Here is an 18,513-nt window from a genome sequence, read left to right as displayed (position 1 = left end):
CGAGGGGAGGACGGGCATGGACTGGACGAAGCGGCTGCGGCTGTTCCTCGCCGGGCTCGGGCTCGTCCTCCTCGCCGCCTGCGGGCGGGCCGAGCTGTTCGGCAAATTGAGCGAGGGACAGGCGAACGAGATGATCGCCGCGCTCCAGCGCGCGGGCATCGCCGCCGAGAAGACCGACGGCGGCGAAGCGGGATGGACGCTGACGACGTCCAAATCGGACTTCGGCCGAGCGGTCGAGATCCTTCAGGCGCAAGGCTATCCGCGCCAGGATTTCGCCACGCTCGGCACCGTGTTCAAGAAGGAAGGCTTCGTCTCCTCCCCGACCGAGGAGCGCGCGCGGCTGAACTGGGGCCTGTCGCAGGAGCTGTCGCGGACGCTGACCGAGATCGACGGCGTGGTCCAGGCGCGCGTCCATCTGGCGCTGCCGGAGGATGCGCCGCTCGCGGAAACCAAGGCGCCCGCCTCGGCCTCCGTCTTCATCAAATACCGCCCGGGCACCGACATCAACGCGCAGATCGGCAAGATCAAGGCGCTGGTGGTCAATTCGATCGAGGGGCTGAAATACGAGAACGTCAGCGTCGAGACCTTCGCCGCCGCGCCCGCGCCGGTCGCCGTCGCCGGCGCGGCGGACGGGGAGAGCGGCGGCGGCGTGATCGCCTTGCTGATCGGCGGTGCGCTGCTCGTGCTGGGGCTGCTCGGCTATCCGGCCTTCCGGCGCTGGCGACTGCGGCGGCAGGCCGCGACCCGACGCGCGATCGTGCCGCAGGAGATCGATGCGTGACCGCCGCCGCCGAGCGTGCGCAGCTCGCGGCGATCGGCGGCCACCTCGTGCAGCTGGCCGACCAACCCGGTGGGCGTCGCGCGCAGGCGCTGCTGGGCGAGCACCCGGCGGCGCCGGTGAGCTTCGCGGACCTGGCACGGGCGCCCGTCTGGCTGCACCGGCCCCGCGCCGACCTGCGGGACCTCGCCGTGGCGGCGGCCCTGGTCGCGATGGCGCCCGCGATCGCCGCCTCGATCGACGGAGCGTGGCTCGGGGAGCTTGCCGCGCTTGCCGGGGAGAGCGCGCTGGATCGCGCGATCGCCCAGGCGCCGCGGGTGCCCGGCGGCGGTCTGGCGCCGTGTCCCGCCGCCGAGATCGAGGCGCTCGGCTTCGATCTGATGCGGATGGCGCTGCCGCCGGCGCTCGCGCGCTACCTGTCCTGGGCGCCCGGCGGATCGGGTCCGGCAACCCCGATGCTCGCCCGATTCTGTCTGGCGGAAGCCGCGGGCGCGTGAGCGGGTTCGTCCTGATCCGCGCGGATGCCGCGGCGACGCTGCTGCGCGGCGACCCGATCGTCCGTGCCGCCGACGTGCCGCGCCTGACCGACGCCGACCGGCTGCTCGCCGCGGCGACCGCGCTGCGCGACGACGCGCAGGCGGCGAGCGCCGCCGCCGCCGAACAGGCGCAGGCGGACGGCTATTCCGCCGGCCGTGCCGAGGGCATGGCCGCGGGCGCCGCGGACATCCGGGCGGAGCTGCTTCGGCTCGCGGCCGCCGACGCCGAGCGGGCCGCCGCGCAGCGCGCCGATCTCGCGCGGCTCGGGCTGGAGGTGGTCCGCCGCGTCGCCGCCGACCTGGGCGCGCCGGAGATGGTCGCGGCGCTCGCCGAGAAAGCCGCCGCGGCGATCGCGCCCGACACGCCGGTGACGGTGCGCGTTCCCCCGGTCGCGCTGACGCGCACCCGCGAGCGCGTCGGCGCGCGGGCGACGGTCGAGCCCGACGAGACGCTGGGCGCGACCGATTGCGTGCTCGCGACCCCGCTCGGCGAGATCCGGGCCGGGCTCGACACCCAGCTCGCGCAGCTCGCCCGCCAGTGGGGCCTCGAATGACCCAGCTCGCCGCCGTGCCTTCGGTCGACGACCTGATCGGGGCGCTCGGCCGCGCCCCGACGGTCGAACGCCGCGGGCGGCTGGTCGAGGTGCTGGGAACGACGCTGCGCGTCACCGGCATCGCCGCGCGGATCGGCGAGACGTGCGAGGTCTGCGACCCGCATACGGGAGAGGGCGTCCTGGCCGAGGTCGTCGGCATTTCGGGCGACGCGACGATCCTGACGCCGCTCGGCGATACCCGCGGACTTTCCCCCGACGCCGAGGTGATCCTGCGCGGCGGCGAGACTCTGGTCCCTTACGGTGCGGCGCTGCTCGGGCGCGTGCTCGACGGGCGCGGACGGCCGATCGACGGCAAAGGCGCCTTGCCCAAGGGCCTGCCCACCACCCCGCTCCACGCCCCCGCGCCGCAGCCGATGGAGCGCGCGCTGATCGACCGCCCGCTCGAGACCGGGGTGCGCGCGATCGACACCCTGCTGACGCTCGGCGACGGGCAGCGGATGGGCGTGTTCGCCGCGGCGGGCGGCGGCAAGTCGACCTTGCTCGGCATGCTCGCCCGCTTCGCCAAGGCCGAGGTCATCGTCATCGCGCTGATCGGCGAACGCGGGCGCGAGGTGCGAGAGTTCATCGAGGATGCGCTCGGCGCCGATGGGCTCGCGCGATCAGTGATCGTCTGCGCCACTTCGGACCGCGCAGCGATGGAGCGGGTCCGCGCCGCGCATCATGCGACCGCGATCGCCGAGGGGTTCCGGCGCGAGGGCAAGAGCGTGCTGCTCCTCATGGATTCGGTCACGCGGTTCGCGCGCGCGCTGCGCGAGATCGGGCTGGCGGCGGGCGAGCCGGCGGTGCGCCGCGGCTTCCCGCCCTCGGTCTTCGCGGAGCTGCCGCGGCTGTTCGAGCGCGCCGGGACCGACAAGAATGGTTCGATCACCGGCATCTACACCGTCCTGCTCGAAGACGAGGACGGGGGCGATCCGGTGGGAGAGGAGGTCCGCTCGATCCTCGACGGACATATCCTGCTCTCGCGCAAGCTCGGTGCGGCGGGACATTATCCGGCGATCGACGTGCTCGGCAGCCTGTCGCGACTGTTCCCCCGGCTCGCGGGCAAGGACCACCGGACCGCCGCCACCCAGGTCCGCGCGCTGATGGCGAAGCACGCCGAGATCGAGTTCCTGGTCCAGGTGGGTGAATACCGGCCGGGGACGGACGCGGTCGCGGACCGGGCGATCGCCGCCAAGCCCGAGATCGACGCGCTCCTTCGGCAGGAGGCGGACGCGCCGACGCCGATGGTCAACGCGCAGCTGATGCTGCGGAGCATCGGCGGATGAGCGCGCGATGAGCACCTTGGGCGACCAGCGCCGCCAGGCCGCCGACCTCGTCCGGCTGCGCGAGGTGCGGATGCGCGCCGCCGCCGCCCGCCTCGCCGAGGCGCGCGCCGCGACCGTCGCCGCCGAGCGTGCGCGCGCCGAGGCGGACAATGCCGCGACCCTGGCCGCCGACGCGCATCGCGGCGCGAAGGAGGGGCTGGCCCGCGATCCGGGCGAGGCCGAACGGCTGCTCGCGGTGCTCGACCGCCGCCGGTTTGAGCGCAGCCTCGCGATCGAATCGCTGAGCGACGCGCGCGACGCCGAGCACGCGCGGATCCGTGAGGAAGCGGAGCGGCGCAAGGCGATGATCCTGGCGCAGGCCCGCCACGACGTGCTTGCCGAACGGCTCCAGGCGATGCGTCGGCGCGCGTGGCGGATGGAGGAGGAGCGCGTCGCCCTCGACGCCGAAGACGTGAGGAGGTTCCGATGACCGACGCCGCGATCACCCGCAACGCTCCGGCGCGCGCGCCCGCGAAGGCCGAGCCGCACCGCGCCCAACCCGGCGCCGAGGATGTCCGGGCGATGTCCGACGCCTTCGCCCGGGCGCGTGGCGAGGGGCGGCAAACGGTGGGGCAATCGCTTCAGCAGGGCGCGCGTCCGCAGGGCGAGCGCAAGCCGCCGGCGCAGGCTCCCGCAGCCGACTTCCGGGCCGAGCTGGCACAGGCGGCCGGGCTTCGCGCCGCCGACGAGCGCGGCGCGCTCGACCGGCGCGAGGCGGAGCGCGGCGGCGACCAGGCGCTGGGCCTCGTCGCGCCGGCGCAGGCACCCGCGCAGGGCGCCGCGCCGCTTCCCGCTCCCTCCCCGCACGTCGATCCGGCGGGCTTCGCGCAGATGCTCGCCGACCTGTGGACGCGCGAGAACGGCCGTGGCGACAGGCGCGTCCAGGTCAGCTTCGGCGCGGAGGCCTGGCCCGCGACGGGCGCGGTGCTGGTGCAGAGCGCCGACGGGTTGCTCGACGTCAGCATCGATATGGCGTCCGGCCAAGCGCGCACGCCGGGCGAGGCGCTGTCGCAGGCGCTGGCGGACGCCGGCCTACGGATCGGACGGGTCTCGGTGAACGAAGCCGTCTGATCGGGAGGCCGCCGCTTACCAGAAGCGGCTCCCCGGCCCTCCCTTGAACGGGCCGGCGACCGCCGAGGTGATCCACCCGCCATAGAATCCGCCGGGCTGCGGCCGGACGCGCTCGCCGTCGACGAAACAGGCGTCCAGCGCGGCGGCGTAGAAGGCGACGTGGTCGCGCAGGATCACAAATCCCCCGGTCGGATCGGGATAGGACCAGGCCGCGCGCTCGCGACGCTGGCCGCCACCGACGACATCGAAATAGCGGGCCTGCCCCTTCCACTCGCAGAAGCTGCCGCCCGCGACCGGCGACAGCGCCCCGGCGGCAATGTCTTCGGGCGGGATGTAATAGCTCGGCGGGTGGCTGGTCTCGAGCGTGCGGACCGCGCGCCGCGTGTCGGCGATCACGACGCCGCCGAGTTCGATCCGGATGTGCGCGCCGGTCGGCTCCGCCACCGCCGGACGGGGATAGTCCCAGACGCTTTCCTGGCCGGGGCGGACTGGGTCTGGCGTGACGGGCGGCATCGACGGCGTCAACGCCTCACGGCGTACTTGGAGCCGCGGAGGGCTCCGCGCCGATCGCCGCTGCGGCGAGGCCGCGCACGTCGACCTTCGCCTTCAACCGCGCCGCGAGAAGCGCGGTGCCGCTCACCTTGCGCTGGACGAACAGGGTCTCGACGTCGGGCACGTGCCAGGTCGCGCGATCCTCGATCATCGCGCGCGCCTCCTCGCGGATCACCGGGACGAAGGCGCGGTCGCCGAAGTCGAACGCGCCGGGCCGGTTCAGCGCGGCGTCGATCGCGCCGATCATCCGATCGACTCCGGCGCGGTGCCGCGTCGCGGCCTCGGCCCCGATAAAGCCGGTTTCCACCGCGATCGTGCGGACTCGGTCGAGATCGCGCGCGAGCCCCGCCTCGATCAGCCCGCGATAGGCGGCGGCGGTCTGGGCGGGCACCGCGCGGGCCGCACCGAAATCGAGCAGGACCAGTCGGCCGGTCGCGGGCTGCCAGCGGTAATTGGCGAAGTTCGGATCGGTCTGCATCATGCCGAACGCGAACAGCTCGCGCAGGACCAGCGAGACGAGCGCGGTCATCGCCTCGTCGCGGGTCGCCTGATCGGCGTCCGCCAGCGTCTCGATCGGCCGCCCCTCGACGAACTCCATCGCCAGCACGCGCCGGGTCGTCAGCGCCTCCTCGAGCGCGGGCACGACGTAGCGCGCGTCGCCCGCGAGCCGCTCCCGGTAGCCGCGCATCTGCTCGCCCTCGCGGAGATAGTCCGCCTCCTCCTTCAGCTGCCGCTTGGCCTCGGCGAGCAGCGGGGCGAGATCGAGCGCCGGCGGCAGCAGGCTCGACACGCGCAGCAGGGTCGCGACGTTGTCGACGTCGGCGTCGATGCTCTCGGCCACCCCGGGATATTGCACCTTCACCGCCAGCACGCGCCCGTCGGGCAACGTCGCGCGGTGGACCTGGCCGATCGAGGCCGCGGCGATCGGGCCGGCTTCGAAGCGGGTGAACCGCCGCCGCCAGTCCCGGCCCCATTCGGCGCGCAGGACCGTGTCGAGCTGCTGCGGCGGCATCCGGTACGCCTGGTTGCGGAGCCGCGCGAGGATCGTCGACAGCTCGGGCGGCAGGAGGTCGCCGGCGTCCATCGAGATCATCTGGCCAAGCTTCATCGCCGCGCCGCGCAGATGCGACAGCCGGTCCGCGACCCGCGTCGCGTTGGCCGGGGTCAGCATCATGCCCGCGACGGTCGGCCGTTCGCCGGCGGCGAGCCGGCGCGCGCCCTCGGCCAGCATCCCGCCCGCCACCCCGCCGGCGAGCCGGCCGAACGTGCCGAGCCGCGCGAGGCGGCCGGAGGGGATCGCGCGCCCGCGCTCGCGCGGGTCGGAAGGGTCGTCGTCGATCATCCCGACAGGACCGGCGGCGCGCGCGTTCGTTCCGTGGAGCGCGCGGCCGGCTCGTGCGCCACCGGCCCGATCGGATGGTCGAAGACCGATATGGATCAGTCATCTTCCCTGGCGATCGGCGCGGGATCGGGGAACCGCCGGTCGAGTCCTTCGGTTGGAAGATCGAGACCGACCGGTCGTCGAGGAGCTCCGATGCTAGCGATGAACTACCGCGGGCCGTACCGCGTCCGTGCCGACGAACGGCCGATGCCGGAGATCCTCCACCCGGAAGACGCGATCGTGAAGGTCACCCGCTCGTGCATCTGCGGTTCGGACCTGCATCTCTACCACGGCATGGTCCCCGACACCCGTGTCGGCATGACGTTCGGTCACGAGTTCTGCGGGATCGTCGAGGAGGTCGGTCCCGAGGTCCGGAACCTGAAGGCCGGCGATCACGTCCTGGTGCCGTTCAACATTGCCTGCGGGAAGTGCCACTTCTGCCAACAGGGGATGTTCGGCAATTGCCATGAATCGAACGCGCAGGCGACCGCGGTCGGCGGCATCTTTGGCTATTCGCACACCGCCGGCGGCTATGACGGCGGGCAGGCGCAATACGTTCGTGTGCCCTACGCCGATGTCGGGCCGACGGTGATCCCCGACTGGATGGACCCGGACGACGCGGTGCTCCTGACCGATGTGGTGCCGACCGGCTACCAGGCGGCGGAGATGGGCGGCATCCAGCGCGGCGATACCGTGGTGGTGTTCGGCGCGGGCCCCGTCGGGCTGATGGCGGCGCGCTCCGCCTGGCTGTTCGGCGCGGGGCGGGTGATCGTGATCGATCACGTCGACTACCGACTGGAGTTCGCGCGGACCTTCGGCCCGGCCGAGGTCTATAACTTCCGCGAGATCGACGACGTCGTCGTCTTCCTCAAGAAACAGACCGACTCGCTCGGCGCCGACGTGTGCATCGACGCCGTGGGCGGCGACGCGGCGGGCAATGCCATCCAGTCCATGCTCGGCACCAAGCTGAAGCTGGAGGCGGGGAACGCGATCGCACTCCACTGGGCGATCAATTCGGTGAAGAAGGGCGGGATCGTCTCCATCGTCGGCGTGTACGGGCCGACCGGCAACATCGTCCCGATCGGCAACGTCGTGAACAAGGGGATCACGATCCGCGCCAACCAGGCGTCGGTGAAGCGGCTGCTGCCGCGGCTGATCGATCATCTGAAGGCGGGACGCATCAATCCCAAGGCGATGATCACCCACCGGGTGCCGCTGACCGATGTCGCGGACGCCTATCACCTGTTCTCGGCCAAGCTCGACGGCTGCATCAAGCCCATCCTGCTGCCGAACGGCGCGTGAGGAGCATCACCATGAGCAAGGCGCTGGTCGACACGGCGGCGATCCCCGGCTGGGGGGTCGACGCCAATCCCGAAAACGATCCCACCTATCCGATGCGTCACCAGGAGGACCAGCAGAACCGCGGGCTGACCTGGGCGCGGCCGGATCAACAAGCGCCGACCGTCGAGATCCTGCGCTCCATCGAGCACAACCGGCTTCCTGCGGTGGTGGGCACATCGACCCCGCCGAGCGGAATTTCCGGGATGATCCGCCGCTACGCCTTCCGGCGGAGCGAGTCCGACTGGTGGCATTGGCTGCTGCTGATGGGCGCCGACCGCATCAACGTGGTCGAGGGCGTGATCGAGGACCTGGCCGGGGGCAAGGTCCCCAACGTCCCGGCCGAGATGGGCGTCGCCGCCGAATGGAAGCACAACAAGACGGGCCTTGCGACCAAGATCGGCGTCGGACTTGCGCTGACCGCGGTGCTGGCCTTCGCGCTGCGCGGCCGGACCCCCGTCGCCGATCCGGCGCTGCCCGTGCCGCCGCGCCTTCAGGACGACCAGGACGACATCGCATGACCGACACCGCAATCCTCTACCGAATGGTGCTTCCCGACCACACCTGCCCGTTCGGCGTGCGCGCCAAGGCGATGCTGGAACAGGCGGGCTATGTGGTGGACGACCGCCTGCTCCGCACCCGCGAGGAGGTGGACGCGCTTGAGGCGGAGCTCGGCGTCGACACCACGCCGCAGGTCTTCATCGCGGACGAACGGATCGGCGGCAGCGACGATCTGGAGCGATTCCTGGCGGATCGCTGAGGAGCGGTCGGAGCCTCGGGGTCGGCATCCCGGTGATCGCTCGAGCCGTCGCACCGCACCCTGCTCGGCGCGATCCTCCCCGACGCGGCCCGCGCCGAGTCCAGGAACCTCGAGGTTGGAGCCGAGCACGCCGTGAAGATCGCGACCTACAATGTGAACGGCGTCAACGGCCGATTGCCGGTGCTGCTGCGTTGGCTCGCCGAAGAGGCGCCGGACATCGTGGTCCTCCAGGAACTGAAGGCGCCGCAGGACAAGTTTCCCGAAGCCGCGATCCGCGACCTCGGCTACGATGCGATCTGGCAGGGCCAGAAGAGCTGGAACGGCGTCGCGATGCTCAGCCGTGTCGGCGCGATCCACGAGACCCGGCGCGGGCTCCCCGACGATCCCGATCCCGCGCAGAGCCGGTACATCGAGGCGGCGGTGAACGGCATCCTTGTCGCCGGGCTCTATCTGCCCAACGGCAATCCCCGCCCGGGTCCCAAGTTCGACTACAAGCTCGCCTGGTTCGACCGGCTGATCGCGCACGCCGCGACCCTGCTGGCGAGCGGCGCGCCCGTCGTGCTCGCGGGCGACTTCAACGTGATGCCGACCGAGCGCGACGTTTACAAGCCGGAGCGCTGGACCGAGGACGCGCTGTTCGCGCCGGAGGTCCGCGCCAGGTTCCAGCGCCTGCTCGACCAGGGCTGGACCGACGCGCTGCGGACGATCCACCCGGACGCGACGATCTACACCTTCTGGGACTATTTCCGGAACGCCTACGGGCGGGACGCCGGGTTGCGGATCGACCATCTGCTGCTCAGCCCCGCGCTCGCCGAGCGGCTGGCCGACGCGCAGGTCGACCGCCAGGTGCGCGGCTGGGAGAAGACCAGCGATCACGCGCCGACGTGGATCCTGCTGAAGGACGCCAAGCCACCGCGGGCGAAGCGCTCGTGAAGCCGGGACTGCTGATCGGCACCGCCGGCTGGTCGATCCCGAAGGCCGCGGCGGCGAGCTTCCCGGAAGTCGGCTCGCATCTCGAACGCTACGCCGCGCGGATGCCGGCGGTCGAGATCAACTCGTCCTTCCATCGCCCCCACCGGCGCACGACCTACGAGCGCTGGGCGGCGAGCACGCCGGCGGGCTTCCGCTTCTCGGTCAAGCTGCCGAAGGAGATCACGCATACGCGCAAGCTCGTCGAGGCCGACGCGCCGCTCGCGAGGTTCGTCGACGAGTGCGGCGGTCTCGGCCGCAAGCTCGCGGTCATCCTCGTGCAGCTGCCGCCGAAGCTGGCGTACGACCGCAACATCGCGGACGCCTTCTTCGACGCGGTGCGCACCCGCCTGCCGGACGACGCCGCGATCGCCTGCGAGCCGCGTCACCCGACGTGGTTCGGTGACGACGCGGAGGCTTGCCTGCGCGCGCACCGCGTCGCGCGCGTCGCCGCCGATCCCCTGCTGGCGCCCGGCGGCGAGCGGCCGGGCGGCTGGACCGAGCTGCGCTATCGCCGCCTTCACGGATCGCCGCGGATCTATTCCTCGCTTTATGGACGGCAGCGGCTCGAAGCGTCGGCCGCGGAGATCGCCGCGGAGCCGGACGGCGCTTTGTGGTGGATGTTCGACAACACCGCCTCGGGCGCCGCGACGACCGATGCGCTGACCCTCCGATCGCTGGTGACCGCGCGATGACCTCGCCCGCCGCGATGCCGATGGAGGCCAAGCTGGTCGCCGACCTGCCCGGCGAACCCGGCTGGCAGTTCGAACCCAAATGGGACGGCTTTCGCGCGCTGGTGTTTCGCGACGGCGGGGACGTCGAGATCCTGTCGAAATCTGGCAAGTCGCTCGCGCGCTACTTTCCCGAGATCGTCGCCGCGATCGCCGGGATCGAGCGGACGCACTTCACCCTGGACGGCGAGCTGATCCTGCCGATCGGCGAGACGCTGTCGTTCGACGCGCTCCAGGCGCGGCTGCACCCCGCCGCGAGCCGTATCGCCAAGCTGTCGCGCGAGACGCCGGCGCAAGTGATGCTGTTCGACTGCCTGATGCTCGACGGCGAGGGTCTGATGGCGGCGCCGCTGAGCGAGCGACGGTCGGCGCTGGAGCGATTCCACGCCGCGCATGGAACCGGGTCGCTCTTGCTGTCGCCGCGGACCACGGACATCGCGGCGGCGCGCACATGGCTGGCGCGCAGCGGCGGCGCGCTCGACGGGGTCGTCGCCAAGCGCCTCGACGAGCCGTATCGTGCGGGCGAGCGCGCGATGCTCAAGGTCAAGCAGCACCGCACCGCCGACTGCGCGGTGGGCGGGTTCCGGCGGGCCGAGGGGGGCGGCGTCGGCTCGTTGTTGCTCGGCCTGTACGATGACGACGGTCTGCTCGACCATGTCGGCTTCACGTCTGGGATCGCGGCGGGCGAGCGCCTGGCGCTTGCGGAGCGGCTCGACAGCCTGATCGAAGCGCCGGGCTTCACCGGCAAGGCTCCGGGCGGGCCGAGCCGCTGGAATGACGGCAAGGAGCGGGAATGGGAGCCGCTGAGGCCGGAGCTGGTGGTCGAAGTGGTCTACGACCAGGTCACCGGACATCGCTTCCGGCACGGGACGAAGCTGTTGCGATGGCGGCCGGACAAGACCCCGGCGCAATGCGGGATGGATCAACTCGCCTACGAACTGCGCCCGGCCGAGCTCGCGACGGTAACCACGGACGATGGCGATTAAGGCGCAACCGATTGTGACGCCGGACGGTCGCTACATCGTCGTGCGAGGGCGGCTCTGGCGACGCGCCGATCCGAACCTGCCGGAGGCTGAGCGTCAGGCCCGAGTCGCCGAACTGATGCGCGCGCGCCGGGCTGTGCGCGCTGCGCTGACCTCGGGCGAAGCCGAAGCTTTGACGATCGCCCGGGCCGCGGTCGACGCCGCCAAGGTCGCGCTAGGCGAGCGTGGCCCTGTCTGGTGGGACGACGACGAGGATCTGAACCGCCGGCTGGCGAAGACCACGCGCTACGCCGCATGGTATGCCTCGCTCGACCCGTCGGCGTGAGCGGTCAGAGGTTCGCCTGCTCGTCCGCCGGAAGATCGGCGTCGGGCGGGTAGTAGAGCTTGGCGCAGTCTTCGCGCAGGCAGCCCCCTTCGATGGTGATGTCGTCCCGGTAAGCGTCGGCGATGAACGACAGCGTGTCGACGTGGCGCGCTTCGAAGTACATCGGGTGGACGTCGTCGCGTCCGGCCCCGTAGACCACCCGACCGACCTTGGACCAGATCGACGCCATCGTGCACATCCCGCACGGCTGAAGCGTCGAGTAGAGCGTGGCGCCGCGGAGTTCGAGCTCGCCGCTTTCCTCGCACCCGCGCCGGATCGCCATCATCTCGGCATGGGCCGTCGCGTCGGGCAGCTCCTTGGTCTGGTTGCGCTCGGCGGCGATCACCCGGCCGTCGAGCAAGATCACCGAGCCCAGCGGGGAAGTGGAGGGATCCGATCCCTTGGAGCGCGCCACGGCGATCGCCATGCGCATCCAGCGCTCATCGTCTTCGGTCATGCCGGCTCAACGTGGGAGCGGCGAAGTTGGTCCGAACGCCGCTCGTCGGCGTTGACGACGCCATGAAGACGATCCGATTCCCCGATGGGACGCAGGTGCCCGCGCTCGGCCAGGGCACCTGGATGATGGCCGAACGACCCGACCGACGCCGTGACGAGATCGCGGCGCTGCGGGCGGGGGTCGATCTGGGCATGACCCTGATCGACACGGCCGAGATGTATGGCGACGGCGCGTCGGAGCAGTTGGTCGGCGAAGCGATCGCCGGACGGCGGGATCACGTGTTCCTCGTCAGCAAAGCCTATCCGCACAACGCCTCGCGCGCGCGTCTGCCGCAGGCGTGCGAGGCCAGCCTGCGTCGGCTGGGCACCGACCGGCTCGACCTGTACCTGCTCCACTGGCGCGGCGGCGTCGCGCTCGCCGAGACCGCCGAGGCGATGGCGCGGCTCGTCGCCGACGGGAAGGTCCTGCGCTGGGGGGTCAGCAATCTCGACACCGACGATATGGCGGAGCTCATGGCGAGCGGCGGCGCCGCCTGTGCGACGGACCAGATCCTCTTCAACCTGACGCGACGCGGGCCGGAGCACGATCTGCTGCCGTGGCTGGCGGCCCACGCGATGCCGACGATGGCGTACAGCCCGGTGGAACAGGGCCGGCTCGCCGGTCACCCCGCGCTGGCGGAGATCGCCGCCACGCTCGACGCCACGGCGGCGCAGGTCGCGCTGGCATGGCTGCTCGCGCGCGACGACGTGATCCCGATCCCGAAGGCCGGCGCGATCGCGCATGTGCAGGAGAATCGCGCGGCGGCCGACTTGACGCTGGACGCCGCGGTGCTCGCCCGGCTCGACCGCGCGTTCCCGCGACCGCGCGGGGCGACGCCGCTCGAGATGCTCTAGGTTGACGACCGGCGGCGTCGAGACGCGCAGTCGCACCGACGGCGCCCGATGAATACTTTGGATGGTGCCGCCTACAGGACTCGAACCTGTGACCCCCGCATTACGAATGCGATGCTCTACCAGCTGAGCTAAGGCGGCCGGGACGTGCGCTGGGCGCGCGTCGCCGCAGGCCGCTATCAGGTCGGGTGGGGGCTGACAAGCATGGTCGCGCAGCCGGTGTTTTACGTCGCATTTACCCTGTGTGTGGCAGGCCCCCGCGGGGAACGTCACCGCCGTAGGGATCTCGCGCAATGAACATGGCCAGGGGCTTCGGCGACGAGCGCCGCGAGCATCGTCCGCAGGGCGGTCGTGACGGCGCGTCGCAGCTGACCATCGGCGGTGACGAGCGGCGGATGCACGTGCGTGCGTACAACCACTGGGTGTCGCTGCTGAAGGGGCGTGCCTATCCCTCGATCCAGGATCTCGACCCCGCCGGGATCGCCGATTTCGCCCCGAACAGCGTGCTGCTCGATTTCACCGGCGGGCTCGACGCGCCCACCTTTCCCTATCTCGGTCGCGCGCTGCGCGAGGAGTGCGGGATCGCGGAGACGGTCTCGCGCGTCGCGGAGGTCCCCGCGCGGTCGCTGCTGTCGCGGCTGACCGATCATCATCTGCAGATCATCGCCAATCGCGCGCCGATCGGGTTCGAGGCGGAGTTCGTCGGTACCCGCGGCGTGACGACGCTCTACCGCGGCATCCTTATGCCTTTCTCGTCCGACGGCGACCGGATCGATTTCATCTACGGCGTGATCAACTGGAAGGAGGTCGCGGACGAGGCGATCCAGACGGCGCTGACCGCCGAGCTGGCGCAGGCGGTCCGCGCGACGCCGAGCCTGGACGGCAATCGGGTCGCGATCTGGGCGGACGGCCCCGGCGCGACCGAAGAGGCGCCCGCGCCGGAGGGTCTGGCCGATCACCTGGCGCTCGCCCGTGACGGCGCGGAGGCGCTGCGCGTCGCGGACGGGCGCAGCCGCATCGCGCTCTACGAAGCGCTGAGCCGGGCGCACGACTTCGCACTGGCGGCGGCCGCGGACGCCGACGGGTTCGCCGAGCTGCTCGAGGACGCGGGGATCACGCGGCAGGCGCGCGCGCCGATGACGCCGGTGGTCAAGCTCGTCTTCGGGCTCGACCATGACAAGACCCGGCTGACCGAGTTCGCGGCGGTGCTGACCTACGCCGCGCGCACCGGCGTGGGCCAGGGCGCGCTGGCGGACCATCTCGGCCGCCAAACCGGCGGGATCAAGGCGATCGTCGCCGCGGAGCGCGCGCGGCGTCGGCCCGCAGAGCGTCGCGAGCTGACGGCGCAGGTCGCGGCCTGGCCGACCCTCGCCACGGTCGCGATCGCGACCGGAGTCGAGGCCGGTGGGCTGGTCGTGCTGGTCGCACGCGGGACCGCGGACGGCGGGGTCGAGATCGTCGGTTCGGTCGCCGATGCGCGGGTCGTGGCGGCGGCGGCGCGCGCGCTCTAGCCCGGCTGCATCCGCGCCCGGAGCAGCTGCCCGCCCTCGATCACCCAGACCAGCATCAGCACCGCCACCGCGATCGCCAGCGTCCCGAGCGCGAGCGGGAGGGTCGTCCCGGCATAGGCCTGGCCGATCGCCGAGCCGACCAGCACCGCGCCGACGGTCGAGACGAAGCCCTGGATCGAGGAGGCGGTCCCGGCGATCGCGCCGACCGGCTCCATCGCCATCGCGCCGAAGTTCGCGCCGCACAGCCCGATGCAGCCCATGCTGAGCGCCTGGAAGGCGAGGAAGGTCCACAGCGTCTCCCCTCCGGCCAGGATCACCGCCACCCGCACGAGCGAGAGCGCGAGGAGCGTCAGCAACGCGGTCTGCGAGATCAGCCGCGTGCCCAGCCGCTCGACCAGCCGGCTGTTGAGGAAGGACGCGGTCCCCATCGCCCCCGCACACACCGCGAACAGCAATGCGAAGCGGCGGCCCGCCCCGAATTCGTCGACGAACACCTGCTGCGAGGTGGAGACGAAGGCGATGATCCCGCCGAAGGTCAGCGCCGAGGCGGCGGCGTAGCCGATCGAGAAGCGATTGGTGAGCGTCAGCCGGTAGCTCTGGGCGAGCGATTCGAGCGAGATCGGGCGGCGGCGCTCGCGCGCGAGCGTCTCCGGCAGCCGCAGCGCGGTCCAGGCGAGGACGACGGCGGCGAAGCCGCCGAGCGCGTAGAAGATGAACCGCCACGGCCCGATCAGCAGCAGCCCGGTGCCGAGCGTCGGTGCCATCACGGGCACGATGAAGAAGATCATCTGCGCGACCGACATGGTCCGTGCCATCCGTCGTCCCGACGATCCGTCGCGGACGATCGCGACCGCGAGGACGCGGGTCGACGCGGACATCAGCCCCTGGAGGAAGCGCGCGCCGAGCAGCGCCGCGAAGGTGGCGGCGGAGGCCGCGAACACGCTCGCCCCGACGAAGCCGGCCAGGGTGATCAGCAGGATCGGCCGCCGGCCGTACCGATCGGCGAGCGGACCGTAGACCAGCTGACCCGACCCGAAGCCGAGCATATAGACGGTGACGACCCATTGCCGGTGATTGGCCTGCGTCACCGCCAGGTCGTGCCCGATGCTGGCGAGCGCCGGCAGCATGAGGTCGACGCCGAGCGCGTTCACCATCATCACCGCGGCGATGAAGCCGACAAACTCGCGAGGGGTCATGCCGGCGGGGGCGGAATCGGTCATGGCGAGCCTATCGGGGACGGGGTCGTCCGCGGCAACCCGGCATCGCCGCGCGCGGACCCGCCCCGAACGGATCGGTCTTCACGCCTCGTTTAGGATTTCGCAGCGGTTTGCCCCGTAGGAACGGGCGATGCGGCTCGCGACGATTACCAACTGGGCCTATGGCGCGACGGTCGCGCTGACGCTGGTGTCGGGAGCGGCGATGCTGGTCACCTCGCGGGCCGGCGAGCGCGAGCGCGCCGCGGTCGAGCAGCGCACCCGTCTCGATGCCGTCACCGGAACGCTCGACGAGGAGGTGTTCGCGCTGACCGATCATGCGCGCCAGTTCCTCGATACCGGCGATCCGAGTTACCGGCTGCTTTACGACCGTGAGGCGGCGCAACTCGCCAGGCTCGACGCCCGGCTGCGGCGGCTGCGCGACGCGGGCGCGGCGGAGAGCGAACTCCAGGCGCTGCGCTCGGCGATCGCCTGGGGCGACGCGCTGCGCGACGAGCAGCGCGCGGCGCTGGACCGCCACGATCGCGGCGATGAGGCCGGAGCGCGGCGGCTGCTGTTCGGGGCCGAATATGAGCGCGAGCTGGACCGCGTCCGCGCCGGAGTCGAGCGGTTCCGCGATCGGCTGGACGCGCGCGTCGCCGGCGAGGTCGCGGACGCGACCCGCGTCGCCAGGACCTGGGAAAGCGTCTCCCGCGGCGTGCTGGCCGCGACGGGCCTGCTCTTCCTCGCCGTGCTCTACTTCGTCTTCAAGCGACGGGTGCTGCACCCGGTGGTGCGGCTCAGCGATGTCGTCACCCGGCTCGCCGCGCAGGATTGGGGTGCCGAGCCGCCCCAGCTCGACCAGATCGACGAGATCGGCGACATGGCGCAGGCGGTACGGGTCTTCCGCGAGAACGGGCTGGAACGCCAGCGACTGGAAGTCGAGCGCGACCGCGACCGGGCGATGCGCGACCTGTTGTCGCGAATGACCCAGCGCCTCCAGGGCTGCAACACGCTCCACGATCTGACCGCGGTCGTCACCCGGTTCGTCCCCGAGATCGCGCGCGGGCTGGCCGGGCGGCTGTACCTGCTCGAGCCCGAGCGCAACGCCGTCGTCGAGGTGTGCCGATGGTCGGGGCCGACCCATTCGCGCGCCGAATTCGCCCCGACCGCGTGCTGGGCGCTGCGTCGCGGCCTGCCGCACCGCCCGGCGGGCGCCAGCGTCGACGTGCCGTGCGACCATCTGGACCTCGCAGGCGACACGGTGCCCGACAGCCTCTGCCTGCCGCTGACCGCCCAGCGCGAGACGATCGGCCTGCTCTACCTCGAAGCGGCCGAGCAGCCGATCGACGCGCTCCCGGCGAGCGGCGGCGACCTCCTGATGCTTGCGGAGACGATCGGGCTCGCGCTCGCCAACCTGCGCCTGCGCGAGGCGCTGCGCGAGCTGGCGATGGTCGATCCGTTGACCGGCCTCGCCAATCGCCGCCGGCTGGAGGCGAGCCGGGAGCAGCTGGCGATGGAAGCCGGGCGGCTGAACCAGTCGCTCGCCTGCCTGATGCTCGACGTCGATCATTTCAAGGGGTTCAACGACCGGTTCGGGCACGAGGCCGGCGATCTGGTGCTGCGCGAGGTGGGTGGCGTCCTGCGCGATGCGACGCGCGCGCATGGCAATGCCTTTCGGTATGGCGGCGAGGAGTTCCTGCTGCTGATGCCGGGGCTCACCGTCGACCAGGCGCGGGCGCGGGCGGAGGAGGTCCGTGGGCGGATCGCGTCGCTGCGGCTCCGGCACGACGGGGTCGAGCTGGGCGGGATCACCGTCTCCATCGGCGTCGCCGCGGCTCCCGAGCACTGCCCGTTCGACCGGCTGATCGTGACCGCAGACGCGGCCGTGCGCCGCGCGAAGACCGAAGGCCGCGACCGTGTGGTGCCGGCGACCCCGCGGGAGGCGGCGGCCGTCGCCGCCTGAATGGAAACGCTGCGTTCCGCAGCGCTCGTCTTTCCGTTCGGTGCGCGGCTCGCCATGTTTCGCGCATGACCAAATCCATCGGCTTCCTCTCGTTCGGCCACTGGTCGGATACGCCCCATTCCGCCACGCGCTCGGCGTCCGACGTCCTGCTCCAATCGATCGACCTCGCGGTCGCGGCGGAGGAACTCGGGCTCGATAACGCCTCCTTCCGCGTCCACCATTTCGCGCGCCAGCTCGCGTCGCCCTTTCCCTTGCTGGCGGCGGTCGGCGCGAAGACCAGCCGCATCGAGATCGGCACCGGCGTGATCGACATGCGCTACGAGAATCCGTTCTACATGGCGGAAGACGCGGGTGCTGCCGACCTGATCGCGGGCAGCCGGCTCCAGCTGGGCCTGAGCCGGGGCTCGCCCGAGCAGGTGATCGACGGCTGGCGCTATTTCGGGTTCGCGCCGCTCGAGGGCGAGAGCGAGGCCGACATGGGCCGTCGCCACGCCGAGGTGTTCCTGGAGCTGCTGAAGGGAACCGGCTTCGCCGAGCCCAACCCGCGCCCGATGTTCGCCAACCCGCCCGGGCTGCTCCGGCTGGAGCCGCATTCGCCGACCCTGCGCGACCGCATCTGGTGGGGCTCGGCCTCGAACGCGACCGCGGTGTGGGCGGCGCAGATGGGCATGAACCTCCAGAGTTCGACGCTGAAGGCCGACGAGAGCGGCGAGCCGTTCCACGTCCAGCAGGCCAAGCAGATCCGCGCCTATCGCGAGGCGTGGGCGGCGGCGGGGCATCAGCGGACGCCGCGCGTGTCCGTCTCGCGTTCGATCTTCGCGATCACCGACGAGATGGACCGCCGCTATTTCGGGCGTGGCGAGAGCAGCGATCAGATCGGCATCATCGACGACATGCGCGCGGTGTTCGGCCGCTCCTATGCCGCCGAGCCGGACGTGCTCGTCGAGCAACTCCGCGCCGACGAGGCGATCGCCGAAGCGGATACGGTGTTGCTGACGGTGCCGAACCAGCTCGGTGTGGACTATAATGTCCACGTGCTGGAGAGCGTGCTGACGCATGTGGCGCCGGCGCTGGGATGGCGGTAGCCTCGACTCCCTCCGTTCGTCCTGAGGAAC

21 protein-coding genes and 1 tRNA gene are annotated in these 18,513 nt (G+C 71.7%); 17 read left to right on the top strand and 5 right to left on the bottom strand.

The window, feature by feature from the left end; translation table 11 throughout:
- Nucleotides 1-16: 16 nt before the first annotated feature.
- Genes sctJ through AC4GYY_RS06850 form a run of 6 tightly spaced genes read left to right on the top strand, consistent with a single transcriptional unit; the run spans nt 17 to nt 4,303 of the window.
- Complete coding sequence (gene sctJ / locus AC4GYY_RS06875) at nt 17-781, top strand: type III secretion system inner membrane ring lipoprotein SctJ (RefSeq protein WP_491119526.1); 765 nt, start codon at nt 17-19, stop codon at nt 779-781.
- Nucleotides 778-1,275, top strand: coding sequence for a hypothetical protein (locus AC4GYY_RS06870; RefSeq protein ID WP_491119525.1), 498 nt, complete (start codon nt 778-780; stop codon nt 1,273-1,275). The genes sctJ and AC4GYY_RS06870 overlap by 4 nt, the downstream gene beginning before the upstream one ends.
- The gene (locus AC4GYY_RS06865) at nt 1,272-1,868 is read left to right on the top strand and encodes a FliH/SctL family protein (RefSeq protein ID WP_491119524.1); all 597 of its coding nucleotides are present in this window, start codon (nt 1,272-1,274) and stop codon (nt 1,866-1,868) included. The genes AC4GYY_RS06870 and AC4GYY_RS06865 overlap by 4 nt, the downstream gene beginning before the upstream one ends.
- Nucleotides 1,865-3,193, top strand: coding sequence for a FliI/YscN family ATPase (locus AC4GYY_RS06860; RefSeq protein ID WP_491119523.1), 1,329 nt, complete (start codon nt 1,865-1,867; stop codon nt 3,191-3,193). The genes AC4GYY_RS06865 and AC4GYY_RS06860 overlap by 4 nt, the downstream gene beginning before the upstream one ends.
- 7 nt (nt 3,194-3,200) lie before the next feature.
- Nucleotides 3,201-3,662: a hypothetical protein gene (locus AC4GYY_RS06855; protein WP_491119522.1), complete on the top strand. Its 462-nt coding sequence runs from the start codon at nt 3,201-3,203 to the stop codon at nt 3,660-3,662.
- Nucleotides 3,659-4,303, top strand: a complete 645-nt coding sequence (locus tag AC4GYY_RS06850; RefSeq protein ID WP_491119521.1) for a hypothetical protein — start codon at nt 3,659-3,661, stop codon at nt 4,301-4,303. Before AC4GYY_RS06855 ends, AC4GYY_RS06850 begins: the two co-directional genes overlap by 4 nt.
- A gap of 15 nt (nt 4,304-4,318) precedes the next feature.
- Here AC4GYY_RS06850 and AC4GYY_RS06845 read toward each other — a convergent pair whose 3' ends face one another.
- Both AC4GYY_RS06845 and AC4GYY_RS06840 read right to left on the bottom strand, forming a co-directional pair.
- Complete coding sequence (locus tag AC4GYY_RS06845) at nt 4,319-4,816, bottom strand: DUF427 domain-containing protein (RefSeq protein WP_491119520.1); 498 nt, start codon at nt 4,814-4,816, stop codon at nt 4,319-4,321.
- Between the two features lie 16 nt (nt 4,817-4,832).
- A complete protein-coding gene (locus tag AC4GYY_RS06840; protein WP_491119519.1) occupies nt 4,833-6,197 on the bottom strand; it encodes an ABC1 kinase family protein in 1,365 nt (454 codons plus the stop codon).
- Nucleotides 6,198-6,389: 192 nt separating this feature from the next.
- Here AC4GYY_RS06840 and AC4GYY_RS06835 point away from each other — a divergent pair, with 192 nt between their 5' ends.
- The 7 genes from AC4GYY_RS06835 (at nt 6,390) to AC4GYY_RS06805 (ending at nt 11,342) form a co-directional block, all read left to right on the top strand.
- Complete coding sequence (locus tag AC4GYY_RS06835) at nt 6,390-7,538, top strand: zinc-dependent alcohol dehydrogenase (protein WP_491119518.1); 1,149 nt, start codon at nt 6,390-6,392, stop codon at nt 7,536-7,538.
- An 11-nt stretch (nt 7,539-7,549) separates the two neighbouring features.
- A complete protein-coding gene (locus AC4GYY_RS06830) occupies nt 7,550-8,095 on the top strand; it encodes a hypothetical protein (RefSeq protein WP_491119517.1) in 546 nt (181 codons plus the stop codon).
- Nucleotides 8,092-8,334, top strand: coding sequence for a glutaredoxin domain-containing protein (locus AC4GYY_RS06825; protein WP_491119516.1), 243 nt, complete (start codon nt 8,092-8,094; stop codon nt 8,332-8,334). Before AC4GYY_RS06830 ends, AC4GYY_RS06825 begins: the two co-directional genes overlap by 4 nt.
- Before the next feature lie 132 nt (nt 8,335-8,466).
- A complete protein-coding gene (gene xth, locus AC4GYY_RS06820; RefSeq protein ID WP_491119515.1) occupies nt 8,467-9,267 on the top strand; it encodes an exodeoxyribonuclease III in 801 nt (266 codons plus the stop codon).
- Nucleotides 9,264-9,998, top strand: coding sequence for a DUF72 domain-containing protein (locus AC4GYY_RS06815; protein ID WP_491119514.1), 735 nt, complete (start codon nt 9,264-9,266; stop codon nt 9,996-9,998). Before xth ends, AC4GYY_RS06815 begins: the two co-directional genes overlap by 4 nt.
- A complete protein-coding gene (locus AC4GYY_RS06810; protein ID WP_491119513.1) occupies nt 9,995-11,020 on the top strand; it encodes an ATP-dependent DNA ligase in 1,026 nt (341 codons plus the stop codon). The genes AC4GYY_RS06815 and AC4GYY_RS06810 overlap by 4 nt, the downstream gene beginning before the upstream one ends.
- Nucleotides 11,010-11,342, top strand: coding sequence for a hypothetical protein (locus AC4GYY_RS06805; RefSeq protein ID WP_491119512.1), 333 nt, complete (start codon nt 11,010-11,012; stop codon nt 11,340-11,342). Before AC4GYY_RS06810 ends, AC4GYY_RS06805 begins: the two co-directional genes overlap by 11 nt.
- 4 nt (nt 11,343-11,346) lie before the next feature.
- On the opposite strand, the gene AC4GYY_RS06800 is transcribed toward AC4GYY_RS06805, so the two are convergent.
- A complete protein-coding gene (locus tag AC4GYY_RS06800) occupies nt 11,347-11,838 on the bottom strand; it encodes a nucleoside deaminase (protein ID WP_491119511.1) in 492 nt (163 codons plus the stop codon).
- A gap of 62 nt (nt 11,839-11,900) precedes the next feature.
- Between AC4GYY_RS06800 and AC4GYY_RS06795 the strand changes: the two genes are divergently transcribed.
- The gene (locus tag AC4GYY_RS06795) at nt 11,901-12,731 is read left to right on the top strand and encodes an aldo/keto reductase (RefSeq protein WP_491119510.1); all 831 of its coding nucleotides are present in this window, start codon (nt 11,901-11,903) and stop codon (nt 12,729-12,731) included.
- Between the two features lie 62 nt (nt 12,732-12,793).
- Here the strand turns inward: AC4GYY_RS06795 and AC4GYY_RS06790 are convergent.
- Nucleotides 12,794-12,869: transfer RNA gene (locus tag AC4GYY_RS06790), tRNA-Thr, on the bottom strand.
- A gap of 152 nt (nt 12,870-13,021) precedes the next feature.
- On the opposite strand from AC4GYY_RS06790, the gene AC4GYY_RS06785 reads away from it, so the two are divergent.
- Complete coding sequence (locus tag AC4GYY_RS06785) at nt 13,022-14,239, top strand: PAS domain-containing protein (protein ID WP_491119509.1); 1,218 nt, start codon at nt 13,022-13,024, stop codon at nt 14,237-14,239.
- On the opposite strand, the gene AC4GYY_RS06780 is transcribed toward AC4GYY_RS06785, so the two are convergent.
- Nucleotides 14,236-15,459 carry a multidrug effflux MFS transporter gene (locus tag AC4GYY_RS06780; protein ID WP_491119508.1) on the bottom strand — a complete coding sequence of 408 codons (1,224 nt, stop codon included), beginning with the start codon at nt 15,457-15,459 and terminating at the stop codon, nt 14,236-14,238. The two genes, AC4GYY_RS06785 and AC4GYY_RS06780, sit on opposite strands and share 4 nt — an antisense overlap.
- Before the next feature lie 127 nt (nt 15,460-15,586).
- Between AC4GYY_RS06780 and AC4GYY_RS06775 the strand changes: the two genes are divergently transcribed.
- Both AC4GYY_RS06775 and AC4GYY_RS06770 read left to right on the top strand, forming a co-directional pair.
- Complete coding sequence (locus tag AC4GYY_RS06775; RefSeq protein WP_491119507.1) at nt 15,587-17,398, top strand: diguanylate cyclase; 1,812 nt, start codon at nt 15,587-15,589, stop codon at nt 17,396-17,398.
- A gap of 65 nt (nt 17,399-17,463) precedes the next feature.
- Nucleotides 17,464-18,483, top strand: a complete 1,020-nt coding sequence (locus AC4GYY_RS06770; RefSeq protein WP_491119506.1) for an LLM class flavin-dependent oxidoreductase — start codon at nt 17,464-17,466, stop codon at nt 18,481-18,483.
- Nucleotides 18,484-18,513 lie beyond the last annotated feature (30 nt).

It is taken from the genome of Sphingomonas sp. SP6, from assembly GCF_058313435.1.
This window is presented reverse-complemented; position numbering and strand designations above follow the sequence as displayed.